At 53.5% G+C, this 22484-nt stretch carries 16 protein-coding genes; 10 read left to right on the top strand and 6 right to left on the bottom strand.

The features are described from left to right. The first annotated feature begins 266 nt into the window (after positions 1 to 266). The 3 genes from FJ147_12020 to FJ147_12030 all read left to right on the top strand — a co-directional run bounded on the left by FJ147_12020 (position 267) and on the right by FJ147_12030 (position 4099). Positions 267 to 488 (top strand): hypothetical protein, encoded by a 222-nt coding sequence (locus FJ147_12020; GenBank protein ID MBM4256607.1) that lies wholly within the window; start codon positions 267 to 269, stop codon positions 486 to 488. Between the two features lie 78 nt (positions 489 to 566). Continuing rightward, a complete protein-coding gene (locus FJ147_12025) occupies positions 567 to 2489 on the top strand; it encodes a PAS domain S-box protein (protein ID MBM4256608.1) in 1923 nt (640 codons plus the stop codon). A gap of 65 nt (positions 2490 to 2554) precedes the next feature. Next, on the top strand, positions 2555 to 4099 hold the full coding sequence (locus FJ147_12030) for an RNB domain-containing ribonuclease (protein MBM4256609.1): 1545 nt from the start codon (positions 2555 to 2557) through the stop codon (positions 4097 to 4099). A gap of 362 nt (positions 4100 to 4461) precedes the next feature. Here FJ147_12030 and FJ147_12035 read toward each other — a convergent pair whose 3' ends face one another. The 4 genes from FJ147_12035 to FJ147_12050 all read right to left on the bottom strand — a co-directional run bounded on the left by FJ147_12035 (position 4462) and on the right by FJ147_12050 (position 7403). Continuing rightward, positions 4462 to 5127, bottom strand: coding sequence for a PEP-CTERM sorting domain-containing protein (locus tag FJ147_12035; protein MBM4256610.1), 666 nt, complete (start codon positions 5125 to 5127; stop codon positions 4462 to 4464). A gap of 85 nt (positions 5128 to 5212) precedes the next feature. Next, positions 5213 to 5470 carry a hypothetical protein gene (locus FJ147_12040; protein MBM4256611.1) on the bottom strand — a complete coding sequence of 86 codons (258 nt, stop codon included), beginning with the start codon at positions 5468 to 5470 and terminating at the stop codon, positions 5213 to 5215. Positions 5471 to 5506: 36 nt separating this feature from the next. Continuing rightward, a complete protein-coding gene (locus FJ147_12045) occupies positions 5507 to 5941 on the bottom strand; it encodes an HIT family protein (GenBank protein MBM4256612.1) in 435 nt (144 codons plus the stop codon). 313 nt (positions 5942 to 6254) lie between these two features. Beyond that, positions 6255 to 7403: an amidohydrolase gene (locus tag FJ147_12050; protein ID MBM4256613.1), complete on the bottom strand. Its 1149-nt coding sequence runs from the start codon at positions 7401 to 7403 to the stop codon at positions 6255 to 6257. 135 nt (positions 7404 to 7538) lie between these two features. On the opposite strand from FJ147_12050, the gene FJ147_12055 reads away from it, so the two are divergent. From FJ147_12055 to FJ147_12065, 3 genes are all read left to right on the top strand, one after another. Then, positions 7539 to 8963 carry an efflux RND transporter periplasmic adaptor subunit gene (locus tag FJ147_12055; protein ID MBM4256614.1) on the top strand — a complete coding sequence of 475 codons (1425 nt, stop codon included), beginning with the start codon at positions 7539 to 7541 and terminating at the stop codon, positions 8961 to 8963. A gap of 6 nt (positions 8964 to 8969) precedes the next feature. Then, positions 8970 to 12113, top strand: coding sequence for an efflux RND transporter permease subunit (locus FJ147_12060; GenBank protein ID MBM4256615.1), 3144 nt, complete (start codon positions 8970 to 8972; stop codon positions 12111 to 12113). A 227-nt stretch (positions 12114 to 12340) separates the two neighbouring features. Beyond that, positions 12341 to 13726 (top strand): amidohydrolase, encoded by a 1386-nt coding sequence (locus FJ147_12065; GenBank protein MBM4256616.1) that lies wholly within the window; start codon positions 12341 to 12343, stop codon positions 13724 to 13726. Positions 13727 to 14019: 293 nt separating this feature from the next. Here the strand turns inward: FJ147_12065 and FJ147_12070 are convergent, their stop codons facing one another. Further along, positions 14020 to 15078 carry a DUF3592 domain-containing protein gene (locus FJ147_12070; protein ID MBM4256617.1) on the bottom strand — a complete coding sequence of 353 codons (1059 nt, stop codon included), beginning with the start codon at positions 15076 to 15078 and terminating at the stop codon, positions 14020 to 14022. 283 nt (positions 15079 to 15361) lie between these two features. Between FJ147_12070 and FJ147_12075 the strand changes: the two genes are divergently transcribed. Both FJ147_12075 and FJ147_12080 read left to right on the top strand, forming a co-directional pair. After that, positions 15362 to 16996, top strand: coding sequence for a methylmalonyl-CoA mutase (locus FJ147_12075; GenBank protein MBM4256618.1), 1635 nt, complete (start codon positions 15362 to 15364; stop codon positions 16994 to 16996). A 117-nt stretch (positions 16997 to 17113) separates the two neighbouring features. Then, positions 17114 to 17530 (top strand): cobalamin B12-binding domain-containing protein, encoded by a 417-nt coding sequence (locus tag FJ147_12080; protein MBM4256619.1) that lies wholly within the window; start codon positions 17114 to 17116, stop codon positions 17528 to 17530. 518 nt (positions 17531 to 18048) lie between these two features. On the opposite strand, the gene FJ147_12085 is transcribed toward FJ147_12080, so the two are convergent. Then, positions 18049 to 20349, bottom strand: coding sequence for a hypothetical protein (locus FJ147_12085; GenBank protein MBM4256620.1), 2301 nt, complete (start codon positions 20347 to 20349; stop codon positions 18049 to 18051). Positions 20350 to 20499: 150 nt separating this feature from the next. Here FJ147_12085 and FJ147_12090 point away from each other — a divergent pair, with 150 nt between their 5' ends. Continuing rightward, a complete protein-coding gene (locus FJ147_12090) occupies positions 20500 to 20970 on the top strand; it encodes a hypothetical protein (GenBank protein MBM4256621.1) in 471 nt (156 codons plus the stop codon). A 108-nt stretch (positions 20971 to 21078) separates the two neighbouring features. Further along, on the top strand, positions 21079 to 22404 hold the full coding sequence (locus tag FJ147_12095) for a radical SAM protein (protein ID MBM4256622.1): 1326 nt from the start codon (positions 21079 to 21081) through the stop codon (positions 22402 to 22404). The last annotated feature ends 80 nt before the right edge of the window (positions 22405 to 22484 follow it).

Here is a 22484-nt window from a genome sequence, read left to right on the forward strand (position 1 = left end):
GTCGCCCGCGTTCATCCAGCTCTTCGACCAGACTTCGATACTTAGACCGAAGCCAGCACACAATGGTCTCGTCTCTCATCCCTGCTCTTGTGCAGAGGCTCTCCACTCCGGTCAATCACTATTGCGGTAAGTTGTTTCCTGCCACCGCCTAACGTCCGATCTCTCTCCTGAGCAACGCTGAACAGGCAACGGAGATACTCCGTTGCGTTCGCGTCGTTCGTGGGGTCGTCACCTCTACAACTCATGCAGTAGGAAAGAGAGAACGCATGGTCGAGCGTGTGGATAAGTGTGTGTTGGCGGGTAAGTTTCTGTTCCTTTTGCTTGTGGGGATCTGTGGAACGAGCGAAGCGAATAGCGTCAGCAGCGATCCGCGCACGCCAAACACACTCCTGTGGGTCTGTTTTGGTGCAGCGATTGGCGCTGCCACGGTTGCTATTTTTCTCGCGCAAACATACCGACGATTGCTCACCGTCCGAGAGTGCCTGTAGCAGAAGGAAGAGAATCACTCGTTGTTGTTGCAAGGGATAAATGACGGGATATGGGACTGGAATGTCAAGGAAAACACGGTGTTCTTCTCCCCACGCTGGAAAGCGATGCTCGGCTATGCCGATCATGCAATCCGCAACGAGCTGGCTGAGTGGTCAGCTCTGGTCCATCCAGACGACCTTCCACGTGCCAACCAGGCGATTGAGGATCATTTTGCTCGCAAGACGTCGGTGTACACCGTTGAGTTTCGCATGCGCTGTAAAGATGGGTCGTATAAGTGGATTCTCGATCGTGGGCAGGCGCAGTGGGATGCAAACGGTCAGACCTTTCGTATGGCAGGGTCTCATACGGACATCGACGCATACAAGCAAGCACTTGATGACATGAATCGCGCTCACCAGCAGTTAGCTTTTCATATTGATAACGCGCCCTTTGCGGTGATGGAATGGGATATGCAATTTTGCTTGCGTCGGTGGTCACCGCAAGCAGAGGCCGTTTTCGGCTGGAAAGCAGAAGAGATCCTTGGCAAACATCCCACCGAGTGGCGTTTTGTTGTTGAAGAGGACGAAGAAGAGTCCTCAGAGGTACGACAACAGTTGCTTGACGGTCGGGCTCCAAGGTACGTTCGACGGTCGCGCGTCTATACCAAGAGTGGCAACATCATCATGTGCGATTGGTATACGTCGGTGCAGTTTAACGAGGCAGGAAACCCTACTTCGCTTCTCTCGTTTGGCCAAGATGTCACCGATCGCGTCACTACCGAAGAAGCCGTGCGCAAAAGTGAAGAACGTTTCGCTCTGGCCGTACGGGGCACGAACGATGGTGTGTGGGATTGGGATACGGGCACGAACGAGATCTTTCTGTCGTCACGATTCAAAGAACTCCTTGGCTATACTGACACAGAACTGGAAGACTCGTTTGCTGCCTATGAAGCACTAGTCCACCCGAATGATCACAAGCGCTTGTTTGGAGCGATTAAGACACACCTAGAGCAGCGCATTCCTTTTGATACAGAATACCGGTTGCGTACCAAGAGCGGGGAATTTCGCTGGTTTCAGGCCCGTGGCCAGGCATTGTGGGATGATGGCGGGAAAGCGCTACGGATGTCGGGGGCGATTCGTGATGTTCACGAACGCAAAGTCGTCGAGGAGCACCTCAAAGAGAGTGTGGAGGTGTTGACGAAGGCGACGACGGAAATGACCCAGTCGTTGCTCCTGCTGTTGGCCAGCACGAACGAAACTGCATCCGCCGTGTCGCAAACGGCCATGACGGTAGAGGAAGTGAAGCAAACTGCCTATGTGGCGGGGACCAAAGCCAAAGACGTTTCTTCCACTGCTCAGCAGACTGCTGAGGTGACGCGTGCAGGTGAACAAGCCGTCGAACGAGCCATCGCTGGCCTGTCGCGCGCACGCGAACAAATGGAGTCGATTGCGCAAAGTGTGGTGAAGCTCGGAGAACAGAGTCAGACTATTAGTGACATCATGTCGTCAGTCAGTGACCTCGCTGAACAGTCGAACTTGTTGGCAGTCAATGCCGCGATCGAAGCCGCGAAAGCAGGAGAACAGGGGAAAGGCTTTGCTGTTCTCGCACGCGAAATTCGTTCGCTAGCGCAGCAGTCGAAACAAGCCACCATCCAGGTGCGGGCCATCCTCTCTGATATTCAGAAGGCCGCGAACGTTGCCGTGCTGGTGACCGAACAAGGGACCAAGGCCGTGGAAGCCGGGGTTCAGCAATCAATTGAAGCGAATGAGTCCATTCATGCGCTGTCACAAAGTATCACCGACTCAGCACAGCTTGTTATGCAGATCGCAACCTCAAGTCAGCAACAACTCGTCGGCATGGACCAGGTAGCGCATGCGATGGACAGCGTCAAAAAGGCGAGTCTGCGGAATGCTGAGGGGATGAAGCAAATTGAAAGTGCGGTACGAAACCTGGAGCAGCTTGGGGTGAATCTCAAAGCGCTGGTACAGCAATACGCGACCAGCGGAGAGCAAGTAGTGTGACACTGATGAGGGCCTTTGTTCTCTTGGCCTAGGTGCGATAAAGGACAGGGCAAGAGGATGTGTCTATGCCCCAGTCCCCGCCGTCACACCGATTGCGCTTACAAGCCATTGCCCGCCGTGCCATGCTCGAGCGCGGCTTTTTTCCCGAGTTTTCCGATGACGTACAGGCGGAAACTGGACAGTTGTCGCATGCAGCTACGGCGGCTGATGGTGCCATTCGTGATCTTCGTTCTTTCCTATGGTGTTCGATCGACAACGATGACTCTCGTGATCTTGATCAACTCTCTGTAGCGGAACTGCTACCGGATGGTGCGGTCAAGATACTCGTCGCCATTGCTGATGTTGATGCATTGGTGATGAAAGGCACTGCCGTTGATGTTCACGCACGCCAGAATACGACCTCGGTCTACACCCCAGCGCAAATCTTCCCCATGCTGCCGGAGAAGTTGTCCACTGATCTGACGTCACTGAATCCTGCTGTTGATCGCCTTGCTATAGTGGTCGAGATGGACATTGCTGCAAGTGGTGACCTGAACGCCTCGACTGTCTATCGGGCGCTGGTCCATAATCATGCGAAGCTGGCGTATAATAGCGTCGCCGCGTGGTTGGACGATGAGGGTCCTCTGCCTGAACGGATAGCCGACGTTCCCGGCCTGGCAGAACAAATTCGTGTCCAAGAACAGACCGCGCGTCAGCTGCAGCACTTACGGTACCAGCAGGGAGCGCTGAATCTTGAAACGATCGAGGCACGGCCGATTTTTCATAATGATGAGTTGAGTCAGCTCGCAGCAGAAAAACGTAATCGGGCGAAAGCACTGATTGAGAACTTCATGGTGACTGCCAATGGGGTGACGACACGCTATCTGGCTAGCAAGAACTTTCCCACCTTTCGTCGCGTGCTCCAAGCGCCCCAGCGGTGGGAGCGGATCGTTGCCATTGCCGAGGAACTAGGAGAGAAACTGCCGCAACGACCCGATAGTGCTGCACTTGAGGCGTTTTTAGAACGACGACAAGAAGTTGATCCTCTCCGCTTTCCCGATCTGTCACTGTCTGTGGTGAAGCTCATGGGTTCAGGAGAGTACGCTGTGGAGTTGCCTGGGGACGAACCCGTCGGCCATTTTGGTCTTGCCGTTCGCGATTATGCCCATTCGACCGCCCCTAATCGACGTTATCCTGATCTGATTACCCAACGATTACTGAAAGCGGCGATTGCCGGGCAAGCGTGTCCGTACAGTGTTGATGAACTGCACGAACTGGCCAAGCATTGTACTGAGCAAGAAGACGACGCCAATAAGATTGAACGGCAGGTGCGGAAGTCTGCGGCAGCACTGTTGTTAGAATCGAGTATTGGCCAACGCTTTGATGGTGTCGTGACTGGGGCCTCGGATAAAGGGACGTGGGTGCGGGTGTTCAATCCACCCGTAGAGGGACGGGTGGTGCAAGGATATGCTAGGTTCGATGTTGGTGACCGTGTCCGCGTACAGCTTGTCGAGGTCGACGTTGAACGTGGCTTTATCGATTTCGTTGGCATGCGCCGTGGCAGCTGGCGAGTACAGCAACGCGGTCGGAATCGCAGCAGAAAATCTAAGTGGACCCGCAAAAAGAATTAGTACCGTGTCTCATAACTTCGTGAGCAGTTGTAGGGCGTGCGCAGCGCGCCAACTGACTGGCGCGTGCCACACGCCCTACGATTTCACCGCTCGTGAACGTGCGAGACACGGGACTAGGCGGCCAGTTTGAGCGTGGGACGTGGCGTTGCTTCAGGAGTGTGAGCAGGATTCACCAACACAGACAAAAGAACTGAACGGGCAATGCGTTGTTTGATCGACATGTCCTATTCTCCAGGGGCTGCAAGGTCTCAACGGTGTTAGTACGCTGTCGCTGCAGCCTTGCCGACACGCCTAATGCCCGCCGTATCCTTTCGGCTTCATTCCGATCCACAACTGGGCGGCGGTCACGAGCACGGCGTTTGTTAAGAGATATCTCCAGCTCCCCTATCCCTTGATCTGTGCCACCAGGCGATGCCATATAGACCGGCCAAACCGAGACCGAGCAGAGTAACAGAGGACGGCTCCGGCACTGACCGAATCGCTATATTGTCGAATCCGTTCGACTCGAAAATTGCCTGATTTGACTCAAGCACTACGCTGATCTGTGTAACGGTGCTGAGTGCCCCAACGAGGTTTCCTGTCCAGAGGCTCGGGTCCAGGGTGGCGGAATAGGTGTGCCACAATCCATCCAGCGGAGGTGTTCCTGTTCCCCCCAGCACGCGCGAAGCACTACCCCCAAGGCCAGAGATGGTGACCGTCCCAAAGAGCGGCACATCAAACAAGTCTGCTGCAACACCATTCAGATTCCTGGCATCAAATGAGAGCGTGCCTCCCAAGAAAGAGGAGAGGTCACCCTGAAAGGACGACGGGGCATAGACGGTCATCCAATCCGTTACAGTGTCAGTTAGCTGAAGAAAGCCGTCCGGGTTCCCACCGGTTGTGACATGGGACAGAGCCCCTCCAGTGGCCGTCCAGCCTTCGAGATTTGTGTCGAAGGTGCTGATAATGTTGGCTGAAGCGAGAGAACCAGTGAACATGTAGAGAACCATCGCCAGAATACCTGCGGATGTACTGCGCACGTGAACCATAACCCCCCCCCCTTCCTCACAATATGATAATTCAGTGTCCTCTTATTGAAGTGCTGTTTGCCTCATATAAGGAGCCTAACGACCCCTATATGGACGTCCCCGGTGGTGCAAGGGTGTTTGATGCAATGGGTAATAGTGGTCGGACTGCACGTCTATATCCGGCTTGTGAGTACACAAATCTACTCCAGCCCTGAGCAGCGATTGCTCCACCGTGCACGAGCCCGCGCGCTTGCTGCAAGTCCGCCTTGAACGGTAAACGCATGCGACCGAAATCCGTTGTCGCATCTTCTGGTTGTAGGCCGAGTAATGCAAAGAATGGTTCGTTTGTCGTTGAAGCACTCATAGAAAGAACTACCAGTTTTGTGTAGGTGAGAGGAGGTTAGCGTGGCCAGCGGGATTTGAGTAACGTCAGCAGGCCGGCAAATTGTTCATCATTGAGGTCGAGCGCTTTCGTGACATCAGGTGGTCCAGGCCAGAAGGGGTCCGCATAATCTTTGCCGCTAATAGCCACTGGTTTGGCATAGCGTGGAAGCACGTGGAAATGCACCTGTGGATCAACCATCATCAGGCAGATGTAATTGATCTTGTCGAAAGCGAGAAGCTGCTTCAGCGTTGTTTCGATGTCTCGCGTGACCGTTTGCATCTCGGCAAAGGCACCTGCTGAGATATCGGGAAAACTGCGTGCATCTTCTGTACAGACCAACACCAGACTTCCGACTGTGACTTGCTTCGGGCGTAATAGCACTGCCCAATGCCGGTACTCGCGTAACAATGTGTTGGGGTAACTGAATTTTAGTAGGGTTTCATGGGGCATGGGACCCTCGGATGCGTAAAAATGGGACTAGGGGCTGGGGGCTAGGGGCTAGGGGCTAGTTTTATTCTTACAAGCCCCAAGTCCCTAATAGTCAGTCCACTTAATTTTGAGGGATAGGGTTTCGTCATGCCCGCGCAGGCGGGCAGCCAGGGAAATTCAGCAGTGGCCTGTAGTTCAGCCTCCTGGATTCCCGCATTCGCGGGAATGACGTCCCTTGAGTTATCCATCAAAACTTTCTGGACTATCTACTAGCCTCTAGCCCCATGTTGGCAAATGCTACACAGTGTGTATTTCGCAGCCTGTAGCGTCTCATTTACTGCCCGACCGGCAGATTGTAGAACCGAATCGCGTTGCCGCCTAACACCTTACGCTGTGCGTCAGCGGGGAGCGGCTCGATCCGCTCTCTGATTTCTCTGGCGACGCCAAATGACGAATCAATGTGCGGATAATCGGACGCCCAGACGAAGTAATCTGGGCCAACATGCTTTACCACTTCGGCGGTCATGGTCTCGTCGGGATCTGCGGACACGACACATTGACGATAGAAGTATTCGCTCGGTTTTAGCTTCAGTGTGGAACGACTCCGCATCGGAATGTACTTGTGATCCATACGATCGAGCCAGGCGGAAATCCAGTTTGCCCCAGATTCCAGTACCGTACACTTCATACGTGGATATTTCTCGAACATGGCAAGTGACATCATTTGGGTGAAGCCTGCCATGACGTCGATAGCGAGGAACGTGAAGTTGAACAACCCAAAGTCGGCATCCTGCCGAATCCATTCGTTGAAGGACGGTTGATCGCGAACAACCACATGAAAGCCGACGGGCATTTGCAGATCTTGCACGGTTCTCCAGAAGCGCTCGAAGTCGGGATGATCGAAGTGCTTGTGTCCACGGGCGACCATATCTGGTGAGAGATACACGCCAACGCAGCCGTCCTTCTTGGCGCGAAGGGTTTCTTCGACCGCACCTTCAGGATCTAGCAGTGAGATATGTGCAATTGGAAACAACCGCTTCTTATCGTAACTACAGAAATCAACCAACCAACGATTATATGCACGGGAATATGCAGTGGCGAGTTTTGGGTCTTGCACCCAGCCTTCCCAGAAAATACCGATCGTGGGATAAAGCATGGCAATGTCGATGCCTTCATCATCCATGACTTTGAGCCGTGCTTTGGGGTCATAACTGCCTAGGGGGCAGCCCTCCATGTAGGTGCGCTTCCCAGGGGTCAGCAACTCCTCGGCATTCATGCCAACTCCACCGAGTGCGCCCAGCGTACCGCGGACAACTTCAGCGGGCTTGTTGTCCAACATGAGCACTTCCCAGCCTTTTTCATCACGGTCGATACGAATGGCGCGATCTCGATACGTTGGGTCAATATACTTGAGCCACAGGTCAGGGGGTTCGAGAATGTGGCCATCGGCATCAACGGCAGGTCCGATCTTTTGATTCGACATGCAGCATCTCCTTGTGTACAGATAAGAGTTGACTATCTACCAGAGGGAAACCCCCGGCTCCAGACCCAGTGAGGATAGGTATTCGCGGCTCAATCGATCCACGCGACATTGATACATCAGCGACTAACCCCGCTCATGCTGAGCGTAGTCCGCAGGACGAAGTCGAAGCGTGCGCAACCCCGAAATATGCCGCCCTTCGACTTCCTCTTTCTCTCGGCCTCTGATGTGATCCCCCTTTGCTCTGAGCGTAACTCAGCGCCTATAATACCACACTCGGCGCGATGGAGACGGATGTCCCTACGAATGCAATGGCAAAATGGTAGACCTCTGCATGTGAACACCTTTCGCTGGTTCCATCAACAAAAGCGAACGTACGCTACGTGGCTCATAGGGGCGGTGTTGTGTACTGCCGTTTCAGCCTGCACCAGTAACGATCCAGCCGCTGCCCGCCAGACTTCTGAGAGCGCTCCAGCCAAGCAGGTAAAAACTGTGGCTGTCGAGAGACGAATGGTGGAGCGAACTGTCGACGTGCTCGGCTCGCTCGCCGCGTATGACCAGGCAACGCTGAGTACCAAGATTCCAGGGCGGATTGCGCGCTTGACGGTCGATTTTGGCAGCCTCGTGGAGCAGGGACAGATACTCGCGCAAATCGAACCACGAGATTACCAACTGCAAGTGCAACAAGCCGAAGCCGCACTGGCGCAAGCGCGAGTGCGCTTGGGGCTACCGCCGCAAGGGACAAATGATGATGTCGATTCCGAACGCACCGCAATCGTGCGACAAGCACAAGCCTTGCTAGCTGATGCCCGGCAAAAGCGTGAACGACTCGCTACGTTGGTCGAGAAAGGGTTGATTGCCAGAGCTGACTTCGACTCGGCTGAGGCGGCATACAATGTTGCTCTTGGTCGTCTACAAGACGCGAAAGATGAAATTCATAACCGCCAAGCGATTCTCATGCAGCGCCGTGCTGAACTGGAAATTGCCAGACAACGGCTGGCTGATACGGTGATTCGTGCGCCGTTCGACGGCAACATCCAAACGCGGCACGCGAGTATCGGTGAATATGTTGCTGCCAGTGCACCGGTTGTGACTCTGGTGCGTATGAATCCCTTACGGTTGCGAGCCGAGGTGCCGGAGCGGGCTGCGGCTCAGGTGCAAGCAGGGCAGAAAATTCGTGTGATGATCGAGGGCGATCCAACTCCGTATACCGGCGTTGTGACGCGCATGGGGCCGGTGATCAATGAGCAGACTCGCATTCTTCTGGTCGAAGCCGATGTTCGTAACCCTGGCACGTTGCGGCCAGGAGCATTTGCGCGAGTTGCTATTGTGACGACAGAAGCAGTTCCGATCCTCTCTGTTCCACCACAAGCGATTGTGACGTTTGCTGGTCTAGAAAAAGTGTGGCTCGTGCAGGATGGAAGAGCGATTGAGAAATCGATCGTGACCGGCACCCATACGGAGTCGTGGGTCGAAGTCACTGATGGTGTGAAGGTTGGCGATGTGATCGTGGTTACGCCTGGGAATCTACGCACGGGACAAGCTGTTACTGCGCTACAGTAGAAAAGCATGCAAACCCTTACCGAAATCTGTATCCGTCGTCCGGTTTTTGCGGCGATGCTCATTCTCGCCCTCGTTGTCATCGGTATTGCAAGTTACCTGCGTCTCGGCGTCGATCGCTTTCCCTCGGTTGACCTACCAACCGTGAACATCCGAACGATGTTACCCGGCGCTTCGCCAGAAGAAGTAGAAACCGAAATTTCTCAACGCATTGAGCAAGCAGTCAACACGATTGAAGGGATTGATGAACTGCGTTCGGTATCAGGACCTGGCGCGTCGGTTGTGACGGTGACCTTCTCACTCGACCGCGATATCGATGTGGCCGCACAAGATGTGCGTGATCGAGTGGCGACAGTCCTGCGCGATCTTCCTGATGATACCGACCCACCGGTCATTTCCAAATCCGATAATGACCTAACGCCAGTGCTCACGCTCGCGCTTTCTGGTGACCGCTCACTGGTTGAGCTCACCGAACTCGCCGACAAGATTGTCAAAGTCCAAATTGAGCGTTCCATCGGCGTTGGGGAAGTGCGGATCGTTGGTGGTCTGGAGCGCGCCATCAATATCTGGCTTGATGCCAATCGACTTGCGGCATATCGCTTACCGGTCACCACTGTCCGTGATGCGCTTGTACGGCAAAACGCTGATGTTCCCGGCGGCAACGTGACGACCGGTCAGCAAGAACAAGTGCTGCGGACGATGGGACGACTCATCGATGCGCGGGCGTTCAATGAATTGGTGATCGTCTCTAGGAATGGCGCTCCAGTACGGGTGCGGGATGTTGGTTGGGCTGAAGATACCGCCAAAGAGCAACGTTCGATGGCGCGCTTGAACAGCGTGCCTGCTGTCACGCTGGAAGTACGTCGCCAATCCGGGGCCAATAGCATCGCCGTCATCGAAGCGGTGAAAGCGCACCTCGATCATGTCATCGAACAGTTACCGGCAGATGTCAAACTCGAAGTGATTCGTGATCAATCTCGGTACATCTATGCGGCTTTGCGTGAAATCGATCTGCACTTGGTGTTAGGGAGTATTTTGGCATGCTTGGTGGTGTTAGCTTTCATGCGCAACTGGCGCGCGACAGTGATTGCCGGCGTCGCGATTCCGGCGTCGGTCATTTCTACTTTTGGCATGATGTGGGCGCTCGACTTTACTCTGAACAGCGTCACCATGCTTGCCTTGGTACTGATGGTGGGGATCGTTATCGACGATGCGATCGTGGTTTTAGAGAACATTTTTCGCTTCATTGAAGAAAAGGGGATGGCACCGCTTGCAGCGGCTCGGGCTGCGACTGCCGAGATCGGTCTGGCGGTGACAGCGACGACACTGAGCCTGGTCGTGATCTTTGTTCCGGTCTCTTTCATGTCGAGCGTGTCTGGTCGCTTCTTGTTTCAGTTTGGTATTACTGCCGCTGTGGCCGTACTCGTGAGCTTGCTGGTGTCGTTTTCATTGACTCCGGTAATGAGTGCACATCTGTTACGAACATTACCTGTGAGTGGGCAGACATCGGCGCAATCGCGCAGTGGTTTCTATGGTTGGATTGATCGTGGCTACATGTGGTTGTTGGCGCGTGCGCTCCGTCATCGTTTTGCTGTTGCAGTGGTGGCGCTTGCGGTCGTGGCTTCGACCTATCCGCTATATAACGCGGTACGGCAGGAGTATATCCCGAGCAATGTTGATGAAGCAGAGTTCGATATTGTCGTGATTGCTCCAGAGCGGGTCAGTCTGGTTGCGATGGACAATGTCATGCGCGCGATTGAGGCGGACCTGGAGCAGATTCCGGGCGTGCGCCTGGTGCTTTCTTCAGTCGGTGGCAATTTCATGGCCTCGATCAATCAGGGGCGGGTGTATGTTCGCATTGCCCCGCATGCGGAGCGTACCTTCTCGGTGTCGCGGGTTTTGCAAGGGTTGTGGCAGCTTGACCCGTTCGCGGCGTTTCGTGGGAACTACAGCCAGCGTGAGGTGATGCAAGAAGTCCGTCGCCGTCTTAAACGTTACGCCGATGTGCACACCCATGTTCGTAACGCGCCCTCGTTCAATCTCGGGAGTGGCAACTGGGAGTTAGATTTCGTTATTCGTGGACCCGATTTGCAAGGGCTGGCGGCGTATGCGGCGCAATTGCAACAACGAGCACAAACGCTTGGTGGCATCGTTGATATGGATACTACCCTGAAGCTCGATAAACCGGAGTTACGGGTTGCCATCGATCGTGACCGGGCGGCGAGACTTGCGGTGCAAACCGCGGACATTGCCACGGCCTTACGTTTGTTGGTTGGTGGTGATGACGAAGTATCGCGGTTTCGTGATGTGTCGTTGAATGAAGACTATGATGTACAGTTGCGGCTTAGAGACGGTGACCGCAATACGCCAACCTCGATTTCACAACTGTACGTGCCAAGTCAGACCGGCGCGTTGATTCGTCTCGACAACTTAGTGGCGATGGAGTCGACGCCAAGCGCGTCCCGCATCGATCGACTCGATCGGCAACGGATGGTGAGTCTACGCGCGTCGGTTGGTCCAGGGTATGCGCTCGCTGACCGTATTGATGCACTTCGCACCGCGACGACAGAGCTCAACCTGCCACCAGCGTACACGACGACCATCTCTGGGCGTGGCCGGGAGTTAGAGCGCACTTTTCGTGAGTTCCTCTGGGCATTTTTGTTGTCAGTGATCTTCATGTACATGATCCTTGCATCACAGTTTGAGAGCCTGGTGCATCCACTGACGATTCTGTTGTCGCTGCCATTGTCGGTGCCATTTGCCTTGTTATCCTTATGGATGACTGGAAATACGTTGAACTTGTATTCCGCTCTTGGGTTACTCGTGCTGTTCGGTGTGGTGAAGAAGAATGCCATCTTGCAGATCGATCACACCAATACGTTGCGAGCGGGCGGGATGGAACGGATGGCTGCGATCCTGCAGGCAAACCGCGACCGCTTGCGACCGATCCTCATGGCGACGCTGACGCTTGTGGCAGGTATGTTGCCGTTGGCATTGGGGGCTGGCCCCGGAGCCGAAGAGCGAAGCGCGATTGCAGTTGTGGTCATTGGTGGACAGTCGCTCTCCTTGTTGCTGACGCTCATCGTCACGCCGGTGGCGTATTCGTTGTTTGACGACTTCAGAGAGGTCAGTCCTGCGAAAGCGGGACTGTAAATCAAACCACGCGAGATTGGTACACCTCGGGTTGTCCCCCTTTTAGGGGTAGGTTTTTCCCGTGAGATAACCTGAGGCGTCATTCCCGCGAAAGCGGGAATCCAGGAAAATGGCTGTCGATCGTAGTGGCAACGCCTGGATGCCCGCCTGCGCGGGCATGACGAACTAGCGTATCCTCATGATGGGAAACCTCCACCAATTGTGACGTGGATGAAGAACCTACCCTTATGAGGGGTTGTCCCCGGAGAGACTGTAGCGTGCGCCATGGCACGGGAATTCAAACAGGCGAGCGCGTTGTGCGCACAGCACACGCTCCCCCAACTGTACGAGTGTTCCGTGGTCCGATTTCGTGCTGCACCTCTTCCCTACATCCTGTAGCCTACACCCTGCTATTTCTCTTGTACCAGGAAACGCGACGCGCTACTGTGACCGCGGGGATTGGTGGCTGCTGGAGAGAACCGACAACCAACTATTTTCTCTGTCGAAAGGAGGACTATTGTATGGCAGAGCTACGGATCATCTCAGCGGATTCACATTTTGTTGAACCACCTACCATGTGGGCCGAGCGCGTCGACACCCGTTTTCGTGATCGTGCACCGCATGTACAAAAGGGATACAAGGACAGACCCGGTGAATGGTTCATGTGTGAGAACCTGCAACCGGTCCAAGTGGCTGGCTTCTTCGGCTCGGGGAAAAGCGCGGAAGAACTGCCGGAACATTTGAGGCGCGGGTTTGATGTTGCCCCGAAGAGTGTCTGGGATCCGGCTGAACGTCTCAAGGAGCAAGACCGTGACGGTGTGAGCGCAGAGGCGCTCTATACCTCGATGGGAATGTTGCTCTTTGGTCTTGATGATGCAGAACTACGATCCTCATGTTTTCGTGCATTTAATGATTGGGCAGCTGACTATTGCAGTTACGACCCGAAGCGCTTGATCGGCTTAGGCGCGATTACGCTCGAAGATATTCCTGCTGGCGTCGCCGAGTTGCAACGCATTGCCAAAAAAGGCTTACGTGGCGCATTGATCTGGGGCGCACCACCTGAAGACAAACCGTATAGCTCACCAGAATACGATCCCTTCTGGGCAGCCGCGCAAGATCTCAATATGCCTTTGTCGCTGCATATCCTCACTGGGCGTGCGGGCAATCGCTTCAGTCGTCGTAAAGTCCTCTTCGGCTACATGGCGCTGCCGCAAGCGATTCAACTGACGTTTGCTGACATGGTCACGAGCGGTGTGTTTGAACGATTTCCACGGCTGAAGATCGTTTCGGCTGAGAACGACGTCTCCTGGATTCCTCACTTCTTGTATCGTATCGACCACGCCTATGATCGTTTACGTCACATCGAAGGATTGACGCTGCCGATGCTGCCGAGTGAGTACATGAAGCGCAACGTCTGGGCGACGTTCCAGTTTGAGACCGTGAATGCGCCATTCACGGCTGACACCTTTGGGGTTGATCACATTATGTGGTCATCGGACTATCCCCACACCGATTCGCCCTGGCCACGCTCGAAAGAGTTTATCACCGAGTCATTTCAGAATCTTGCGCCGGCAGATCGCGAGAAAATCGTCGCCAAGAATGCCGCGCAGTTGTATGGTATAAACCTCAGTTGAATCTCTTGAGGGCGGCGTTGCGTTCACCGATGATCCCCCTGCTACTCATGCAGGGGGATCATCGGTAGAGTCTCTTTGACCGGTTTTTTAGGGAGGCCGATCGTAAAACTGAAAGTGACTTTCCTGCGAACGAAGACAAACCACATCAATACGCCAAACGGATAACCCGAGTCACCCTGCCTCATCCTCTAGTTCTCAACGGTATACATAACCCTAAGTGACAACACTGCTGATGATGGAGTAACGTAAGGCCGGCTCTTTTCACTTCTACGGCAGGCGAAGCCTGCCAGCAGTTATCTGCTTGATGCAGGAGGTGGACCTTGCTGGCTCCTTAGCGGCCAGCCGCTGGCACGCACGAGAGGCATAAGCAGGGCCATCCACCCGCTACCGAAGAACACGAGAAACAATGAGACCCCCCACAGATTCCCAAAAGTTCGAATCCTTGCATGGGGAGGGGACTCAGGAGCGCTAGGGTCATAGAGGACACGGACTCTCTGATATTTAGTAAAGGCAGGTTTGGCGCTTATCTCATGTAAAACGTCTTCACGCCAAGTACGTGTCTGGCCGGATAAATCAACATACTCGACCACATAGGATATCCTGTGGCCATTTTTAAAATATTCACGAACTTCGGTTACCCTGCCTGGCACTTCAACTGCACGCTGGAGGAACAGAACGGTAGTCACCGCGCTGTAGAGACCGCTAGCAATACATAGGAGTGCGATGGTGGCAACGAATAGGATGAAAACGACCGGGGCCCATTCCGACGATGACTCCTGATCGACAGTTTCGCTTGACGTTGGCGCAAAGACGTCTTTCTGCCGCCTCACTAGGGTCCGATACAGACCCTCAACAGCCTGCCGAGAAGGCCTGGGATGTGGCGTCGCGTTTGCGGGGCCCGGTATGTCCCACCGAGTCAGGTACTGAACGCCATTAGCGATGAAGAGTTTTTCTTGTACAGCGCGGACCGCAGCGTCTTGCTTGCTCACGCCGCTTTCCTCAAGTTCTTTGGCATATTGGACTGCAGCAGAAAAGACATGGGGCGCCGAGATGGTCGTGCGGAATTTTTCTTGCTTATGAACAGAGCCTCTGGAGAGCACCTCCAGGCAAAGCCGGTCCATGTTGTCCTTTCGTTTCCGCACAAGGTCAGCGATGGATGGAGAATGCTGAAGTTCAGTCGGAAGGGTCCCCAGCTTTTCCAGCTCGTCGGCTTCATCGGCGATAGCCAAGAGCAGTTTATCATTGGACAAGAGCGGGAGATCCTCGGACATGGGCTTGGGATCATCAGAGCTTGGCGATCGAGGGAAGAAGAGCCAAGCGAGTACGCAGATTATGAAAATGACTATTTCCATAGTGGCTCCCTGGGCGGGCGAGGTTGAAGCCTAACTCCTGTACTACAGAGAGTCGAAACGAATTGTTAGGTCACTTCAGCAGTACGAAACTCAACGTCTAACGTGTCCGTTTCTTGTGGGTGAATTTCACGGCTGTCAATCTACATGATTCGCGACTGTGCGGAAATCCTCAACCTGTTTCCTCCCCTGGCCCTGACCGTGTAGACTAAAAAATCCCAGAGGCAGTGGACAAGTAGCCTCGGAATAAGCAAAATCTAGGGCGCATCCTTTTGAGGAGGAATACATGAATAAGCAGGAATGGTTAGCGAAAAAGTATCCGAAGAATGAAGAGCGCATGCCGCGCTACTCAACGATTTCTGACATGGAAATCGAACCGCTCTATACGCCGGATGATCAGAGTGGTCGCGATGATGGCCGCGAGGTCGGTATGCCGGGTGACTACCCGTATACTCGTGGTGTCTATCCGAGTATGTACCGCGGCAAGTTCTGGACCATGCGGCAGTTCGCTGGTTTTGGCTCGCCTGAGGATACCAACCAGCGCTTTAAGTTCCTCCTTGCTGAAGGGCAAACAGGGCTATCGACTGCTTTCGACATGCCGGTGCTGATGGGTTATGACGCCGATCACGCGCGTTCGCTTGGTGAAGTCGGTCGTGAAGGCGTGTCGGTCTCGACACTGGAAGATATGGAGCGGTTGTTTGCCGATATTCCGCTCGACAAAGTTACCACGTCGATGACCGTCAACTGCACGGCGAGCATCGTCTTAGCGATGTATTTTGCTATGGCGCAGAAGCGCGGTATTCCCCTAGAGAAAGTCGGCGGCACGATTCAGAACGATATGCTCAAGGAGTACATCGCACAAAAAGAGTGGATCTGCCCGCCGGAACCTGCCGTGCGCATCGTCACTGATATGATCGAGTTCTGCTCGAAGAGCGCGCCACGCTGGCATGCCGTATCGATCTCCGGCTACCACATTCGTGAAGCCGGATCGACTGCCGTGCAAGAACTGGCGTTTACGTTGGCTGATGGTATTGGCTACGTGCAAGCGGCGGTGGATCGTGGTCTCAATGTTGACGACTTCGCGCCACGTCTCTCCTTCTTCTTCAATCTCCATAACGACTTCTTAGAAGAGATCGCCAAGTTGCGCGCTGCCCGTCGCATCTGGGCGAAGGTGATGAAAGAGCGCTTTGGTGCAAAGAATCCGAAGTCGATGCTGCTCCGCACCCATGCGCAGACCTCTGGCGCGAGCCTCACTGCGCAGCAGCCGTTTAATAATGTGGTTCGTGTGGCCGTGCAAGCGCTCGCTGGCGTCCTTGGTGGCGTACAATCGCTGCATACCAACTCAATGGATGAAACGTTGGCGTTGCCGACTGAAAACGCCGTGATGGTGGCGTTGCGCACGCAGCAGATCATTGCTGAAGAGAGCGGAGTCACCAACACGATCGATCCATTCGGTGGTAGCTGGGCGATGGAGGCGTTGACCGACAAGATGGAAAAAGAGGCGATGACCTACATCAATCGCATTGACGAGCTTGGTGGCATCGTACGCGCCATTGATATTGGCTATCCGCAGAAAGAAATTGCCGATGCAGCCTATCGCTATCAGCAACAGCTCGATGCTGGTGAAAAGGTCATCGTTGGCGTCAACAAATACTCTGTTCCTGAAGAGCGACCAATCGACATCCTCAAGATTGACCATTCGGTTGAGAGTAACCAGGTCGAACGGGTACGCAAAATCAAGCGCACACGTGATGCTGGTGCTGTGCGCGAACATCTCGGACGTGTGCATGCTGCCTGTCGCAATGGATCAAACCTGATGCCGGTGCTGATCGACGCGGTAAAAGAGCATTGCACTCTTGGTGAGATTTCTGACATCTATCGCGATGTGTTTGGTGTCTATCGCGACCCGGCGTGGCTGTAAAATTAGCGATCAGCGATCAGCTTTTAGCTTTCAGCTTGTACGTGCTTTCTGAGGTTGTGTTCTTGACTGCATTCTGGCTGATAGCTGATAGCTGAATGCTTTTTCCGGAGGAAACCCGTGGCAGACGAAAAGGTATTACGTATTTTGGTAGCAAAGGCCGGACTCGACGGCCATGATCGTGGCGCGAAGATTATCGCCCGTGCGTTGCGCGATGCAGGCTTTGAAGTGATTTACACTGGATTGCACCAAACTCCAGATATGATCGCTGAAGCGGCGGTGCAAGAAGACGTCGATGCAATCGGACTCAGCATTCTGTCTGGTGCGCATATGACGCTGTTTCCGGCGGTGATCAATGCACTCAAAACGCGTGGCGCTGAAGATGTCGCTGTGTTTGGTGGTGGCATCGTTCCGCAAGACGATATCGCACCCCTTAAGCAAGCGGGTGTGATGGAGATCTTCACACCGGGAGTGAGCACGCAGGCAATTGTCGATTGGATTCGCACCAATGTGCATCCACGCGAAGGGGTGGTCTGAAGCGCCAATGAAGAGTGAAGAATTGAGAATGAAGAATGAAAAAAGAGAGTCCGGCGTTCGATTAGCACCACTCTCTATGAATCGCGAAGACCAATGCTGCGCTGCATTCGTTAGGCGAATGCATGTACGGGCGACCAAGTAGATCGTATCTATGTTCTTCGAATTGATGGAGCATATACATCGGTACGCCGAACCACAGCAACCATTGTGGATTATGCTAACGATCATGCCTGGGGATGTTAGGGGCTCGCCGAGGGAAGATACTCAACACGAGTAAGAGGGTCGTGTCCATGAACAGGACGAGAAACGGCCATAGGTATCGGCGCATTTGTCATTGTACTATTTGTGAGAGAAGGAACGTCTTGGGGTCGTCCCAACTACACGATAACGCGCAGATTGATAATGGTGTAGTTTGGATTTGGCTTGTAGGGGCGCTCCTATGTGAGTGCTCTTTCCAGGTGCGGCCACGCAGAACCGCTCCTACAAAAATGTGGATAAACAATCAATTACATCCCGCTCTACGGTGCAGAGAGCTGCCAGGTGCCGATCTCTTGCCAGGGATTGCCTTTCTTCGCGTTTACACGGCCTGACGATTCAATCTGTGCTTCGAGTTCTACTGGAGCGGTAGCATCGAAGAAGTGCTTGCCATCTTCGTGTAAGAAGAAATCCTGCGATGGTGATGGTGTAAATCCTGAACTAAAGCGTGACGCTCTATTCTTTGCGTCATAATACAAGCGCAGGCCGCTGGCGCTATTGCGATTCCCATTCGGTCCTTCGCACAGAGTCCCATTCTTTGTTGTCCCGATTCGCGTTAATACTTTGAGTGAGAGCTCTCCAGATGATGAGCCCGGAGGCGTTGTGGTGAGTGGGTGCATGAGCACTGTGACCTCTTTTGCTTGTTCAGGGGCTTTCACGATTCCTGCAATACAAAAGACGTCCCCAGACGCTACCTTCGTGTTGTTACGATAGAGTTCTGCTCGTAAGTCAAAAAGAGTTCCTTCATTATCGGTTTTTTTCAACCCTACCCAGAAAGTGGCAAAGCCACCACCTGAAAGCAGAGTTCCGTTGCGTACTGTTTGTAAGGCATCAAGGGCGCCAAAACCGAAAGCTGAGTCAAAGCCAGGGGCGCCGAAATCGACTGCAGTGCGACGGAGAATGTCAGTAATTTGGGAGTTCTTAAGCACTCCTGGACCTCCCGTTGCCTGAGTGAGCAGAGCTGCAACTGCAGCAGCATGAGGGGCAGCAGCTGAGGTGCCGAAAAAGGGACTGAAGTCATCAAGCGAGGTCATTACCCCGTCAGCTGCAGCAACATCGGGTTTACTGATTGTCGCGCGGGTGGGAAAGAACCATTCGCATGGTCCTTGAGAACTAAAGCTTTCGAGGCCTGCGGTACTATAGTTATTGGCATCGACCGCCGCAACGGCAAGAACATCTGGGAGACAAGGGTGCCCAAAAATAGTGCCACGTGATGGTTGCGATTCGAGAAGTGTAATCGGGGCATTAAACTTTAAGGAAAGAGGCACTACTGCACCTGCATTTTTTGCGATAACCACACTCAGGCTGACCGTATTGAAGGAGTTATTCTGAAGATTAATTTGCTCGATTGGGGGAGCATTACCGCCAATTTGCCTATCCGTACTTGTGCAGGTTCCGCTAAGAACTAGGCTGCCATCATCTCCCGTCAATGTACAGGCATCCGTCGTGCCGTCTTCGTTCATGACGAATAGATCGTAGTCAGCCGTATTCGCGGACCCATCAAATGGGTTTGGCCACTGCAGAAAAACTGAGAATGACTGAAACGGCAAAACCTGAAAAGCGAGCGTAGAGTCTCCACCACCAAAATCATGACGAAGCAGTAAAGAATTGCCATTCTGAGAAGAGATTGGGGTAAAAACTCCATTGTACTGGGTCTGGGCATTATTGCCGGCTGCGGTGATGTAGGTCGCACCTTTGTTGGTTGCTTCCTGTACTGCCTGCGCGACTGGCCCTGGCTCAAAGACAGGTTCGTTAAAATACTCGACATCGTCGACGATGATTGTTGCCCCAGCCTGCGTGAGTGCTTGTATAGCAGCGATCATATCGAGGCTGCTCGGCAAGCCCGTATGGAATAATAAATCGGCGCCAGGAGCGAGATCATAGATAATTTCCGACATTGCACGCCCTTCGTCATTCCCATTGCCTGCCTGGCTATTCACTATTTGCAAGTCTGCCGGTAGATCACCTTTGGTGACGGCATCGGCGAGGGTGGTCAAGCTGTCGGAAATTACTCCGACCCGTATCCCCTGACCATCCACTCCCAGTTGCGAACGAACCAGATTGGCTCGCATTGCAGTGTCCCCTTCAGAGTTCACGCTTCCTTTACTAGAGGAACCGTAGGAAGGGAGGGAGATCCACCGGACACAGGGAAGTGCAGCGATGGTTTCCAGCGTCACTATTGGTAATGTCACATAGAGAGTTCCACTGTGCTCGTGCACCTGCAGGATACGGACACCGCGCTCCTCAAGAATTTGCTGAGCGGCTGATACTGGCAGGTACGTGTAAATATAGACCTCAATATGCCCCTCTGGAGAGAGATGGATAGATGGTGGTACCAAGGTACTTGCCTTACGCGCCCCGTGTTGAGCAGCAATTTCCATCACTGCGCGCAACGAAGAAGCGATACGGTCCGGAAAGGGGGCTTCCTCGCGTGTCGCCTGACTGTGGTCGTGCTGATCTTGGGCTACTGCCTTAAGGAGTTGGTGGTCAAGTGCTAAAAGTTGTACTGTTACCCCTAACATCACGGAGATAAACCAGTTCTGGACGTCGAGAGTCTTGTGCATTTTCAGGATCCCCTTCTTACTCACTCACTGGGAAGGTTTCTCATTGACAAATATACCCTTATTGTAATAAATAAATCTATATTTTATGGGGAAATAGATTAATCCCAAAAGGCTATTTGAATCTCGTTTTTTATAGAAGGGGGTAGAATCATGGCTGATGACCGCAAGGAAGGGCAGGATCAAATCGATCGGCGCGGATTTCTCCGCACCGCAGGAGCGACGACAGCTGGAACTATAGCGACAACGTTTGCTGTATCTGGTTTTGGTGCGGGTGCGGCTTACGCACAAGGAGGTCCGGGCCGGCTGCCGCTCAACACTCCCATTGGCAAATTGGGGTTTAATCAAGCAGAGTTTGCTTCTTTGACCCCGGCTGCTCAGAAACTCACAAAGGCTGAACTCTTTGCTTTACAAGAGTGGGGGCGCACACGACAAGGCAACCCACCAGATGGCCTCACTATTAAAGACATCAACTCGCTAGAGGTGGCTGGAAAGGCGATGCAAGAACGCCTTCACAAGCCTGGAGCAGCAGCTACAGAAGATGTGACTGCTTGCTGTTGCTGTTGTCCGTGCTGTTCCTGCACGGCGGCCTCTGTCGTACAACCCACCCGTCCGACCCTATAGTAACGTCGACACTCGGGAGCAGACGGCATCCTGAGAAAGATAAAGATCGGGTGCGGCCCCTTTGGAGCTGCGCCCATCTCGATGCAGGCATGTTGGTAAGGCGCGTGCATGAAAGTCCTTCTTATTTATCCGAAGTCACGGGTCGAGCTTATTGGTTGGGGAGATCTGGGGGCAATCGCAGAGCCGCTAGCACTTGAATATCTTGCCGCTGGGGCCAAGCAAGACGGGCATAGCGTGCAAGTCCTTGATCTTCGGCTCCACCCTGACGAACTTGATAGTACTCTCCAAGACTTTGTCCCTGATATCGTTGGGGTTACTGGCTACTCAATGCACGTTCGGAGAAACCTCGCTCTTTGTGAGCATATAAAAGAACGCCTGCCGCACTGTTGGACTGTGGTTGGTGGGCATCATGCGACGTTACTTCCGGAAGATTTCTTTGTTCCGTCCATTGATTTTGTAGTGAGCGGAGAAGGCGTACGTCCTTTTCGGACATTGTTACAAATATTGAGTGGTGCTGAATCGCAAAAGAGTATTCCCGGGGTTTGGGCTCGTCGCGATGGAAATTTCCTTTTCGGTGGAGACCCGCCGTCGTTCGACATTGATGAGATTGTCCCGCCAGACCGTTTGGTCACCGAGCGTGACCGAAACGCGTATTTTATCGATTGGATGCAACCGATTGCCCTCATGCGCACCACAGTTGGCTGTCCCTATCGCTGTTCATTCTGTTCGTTGTGGAAAATTATGGATGGCGTCTATCACATGCGTGACATTCATCAAGTCGTTGATGAACTCTCGACTATTCGAGAGGAGTTCGTATTTATGGTGGACGATGAGCCGTTCATCAATGGTCGCCGTATGATGGAACTTGCCAAGGCGATTCGCGCTGCGCATATCCAGAAACGGTACTTTTCCTATTGCCGCATTGATACACTCTTGCGCCAACCAGAATTGATACAGACGTGGCGTGAGATAGGGCTAGAGCGGTTATTTTTGGGGATTGAAGGTATCTCCACTAAAGAACTCGGAGATTATAATAAACGCCTACAGATCGCACAGGTCGAGGCTGGGCTTGATGTTGCACGACAGCTTGGGGTTGCTGTCTTTGCCCAGTTCATCGTCAGTCCCGACTACGATCGTCGTGATTTTCAACGCTTGATCCGTTTTGTTGAGCATCACAAAATTAACTATCCGTCCTTCACGATCCTGACGCCGCTACCTGGCACTAAGGGGCTCACCACCTTCGACCACATCACCGAGCGACAACCGAACGGGCGACCGAACTGGGATCTCTATGATTTGCAGTCGCCAGTGACCAAAACGAAATTGCCACGAACGGAATTCGTGAAAGAATATCAAAACCTACGACAGGTTTTTGCTGGTAGTTATACGGTGCATCGTGAACGTCTGCGCCCAACACCTGCCCTACAAGCGTAGCGTGGTCTTTTCTGCGTCCTTACTAAACTAAGGGGCCGTACGAATTTCCCACGGGCCAGTCTCCTGATGCACCGGATTAG

The organism is Deltaproteobacteria bacterium, from assembly GCA_016874775.1.
Lineage (GTDB): Bacteria > Desulfobacterota > Binatia > Bin18 > Bin18 > VGTJ01.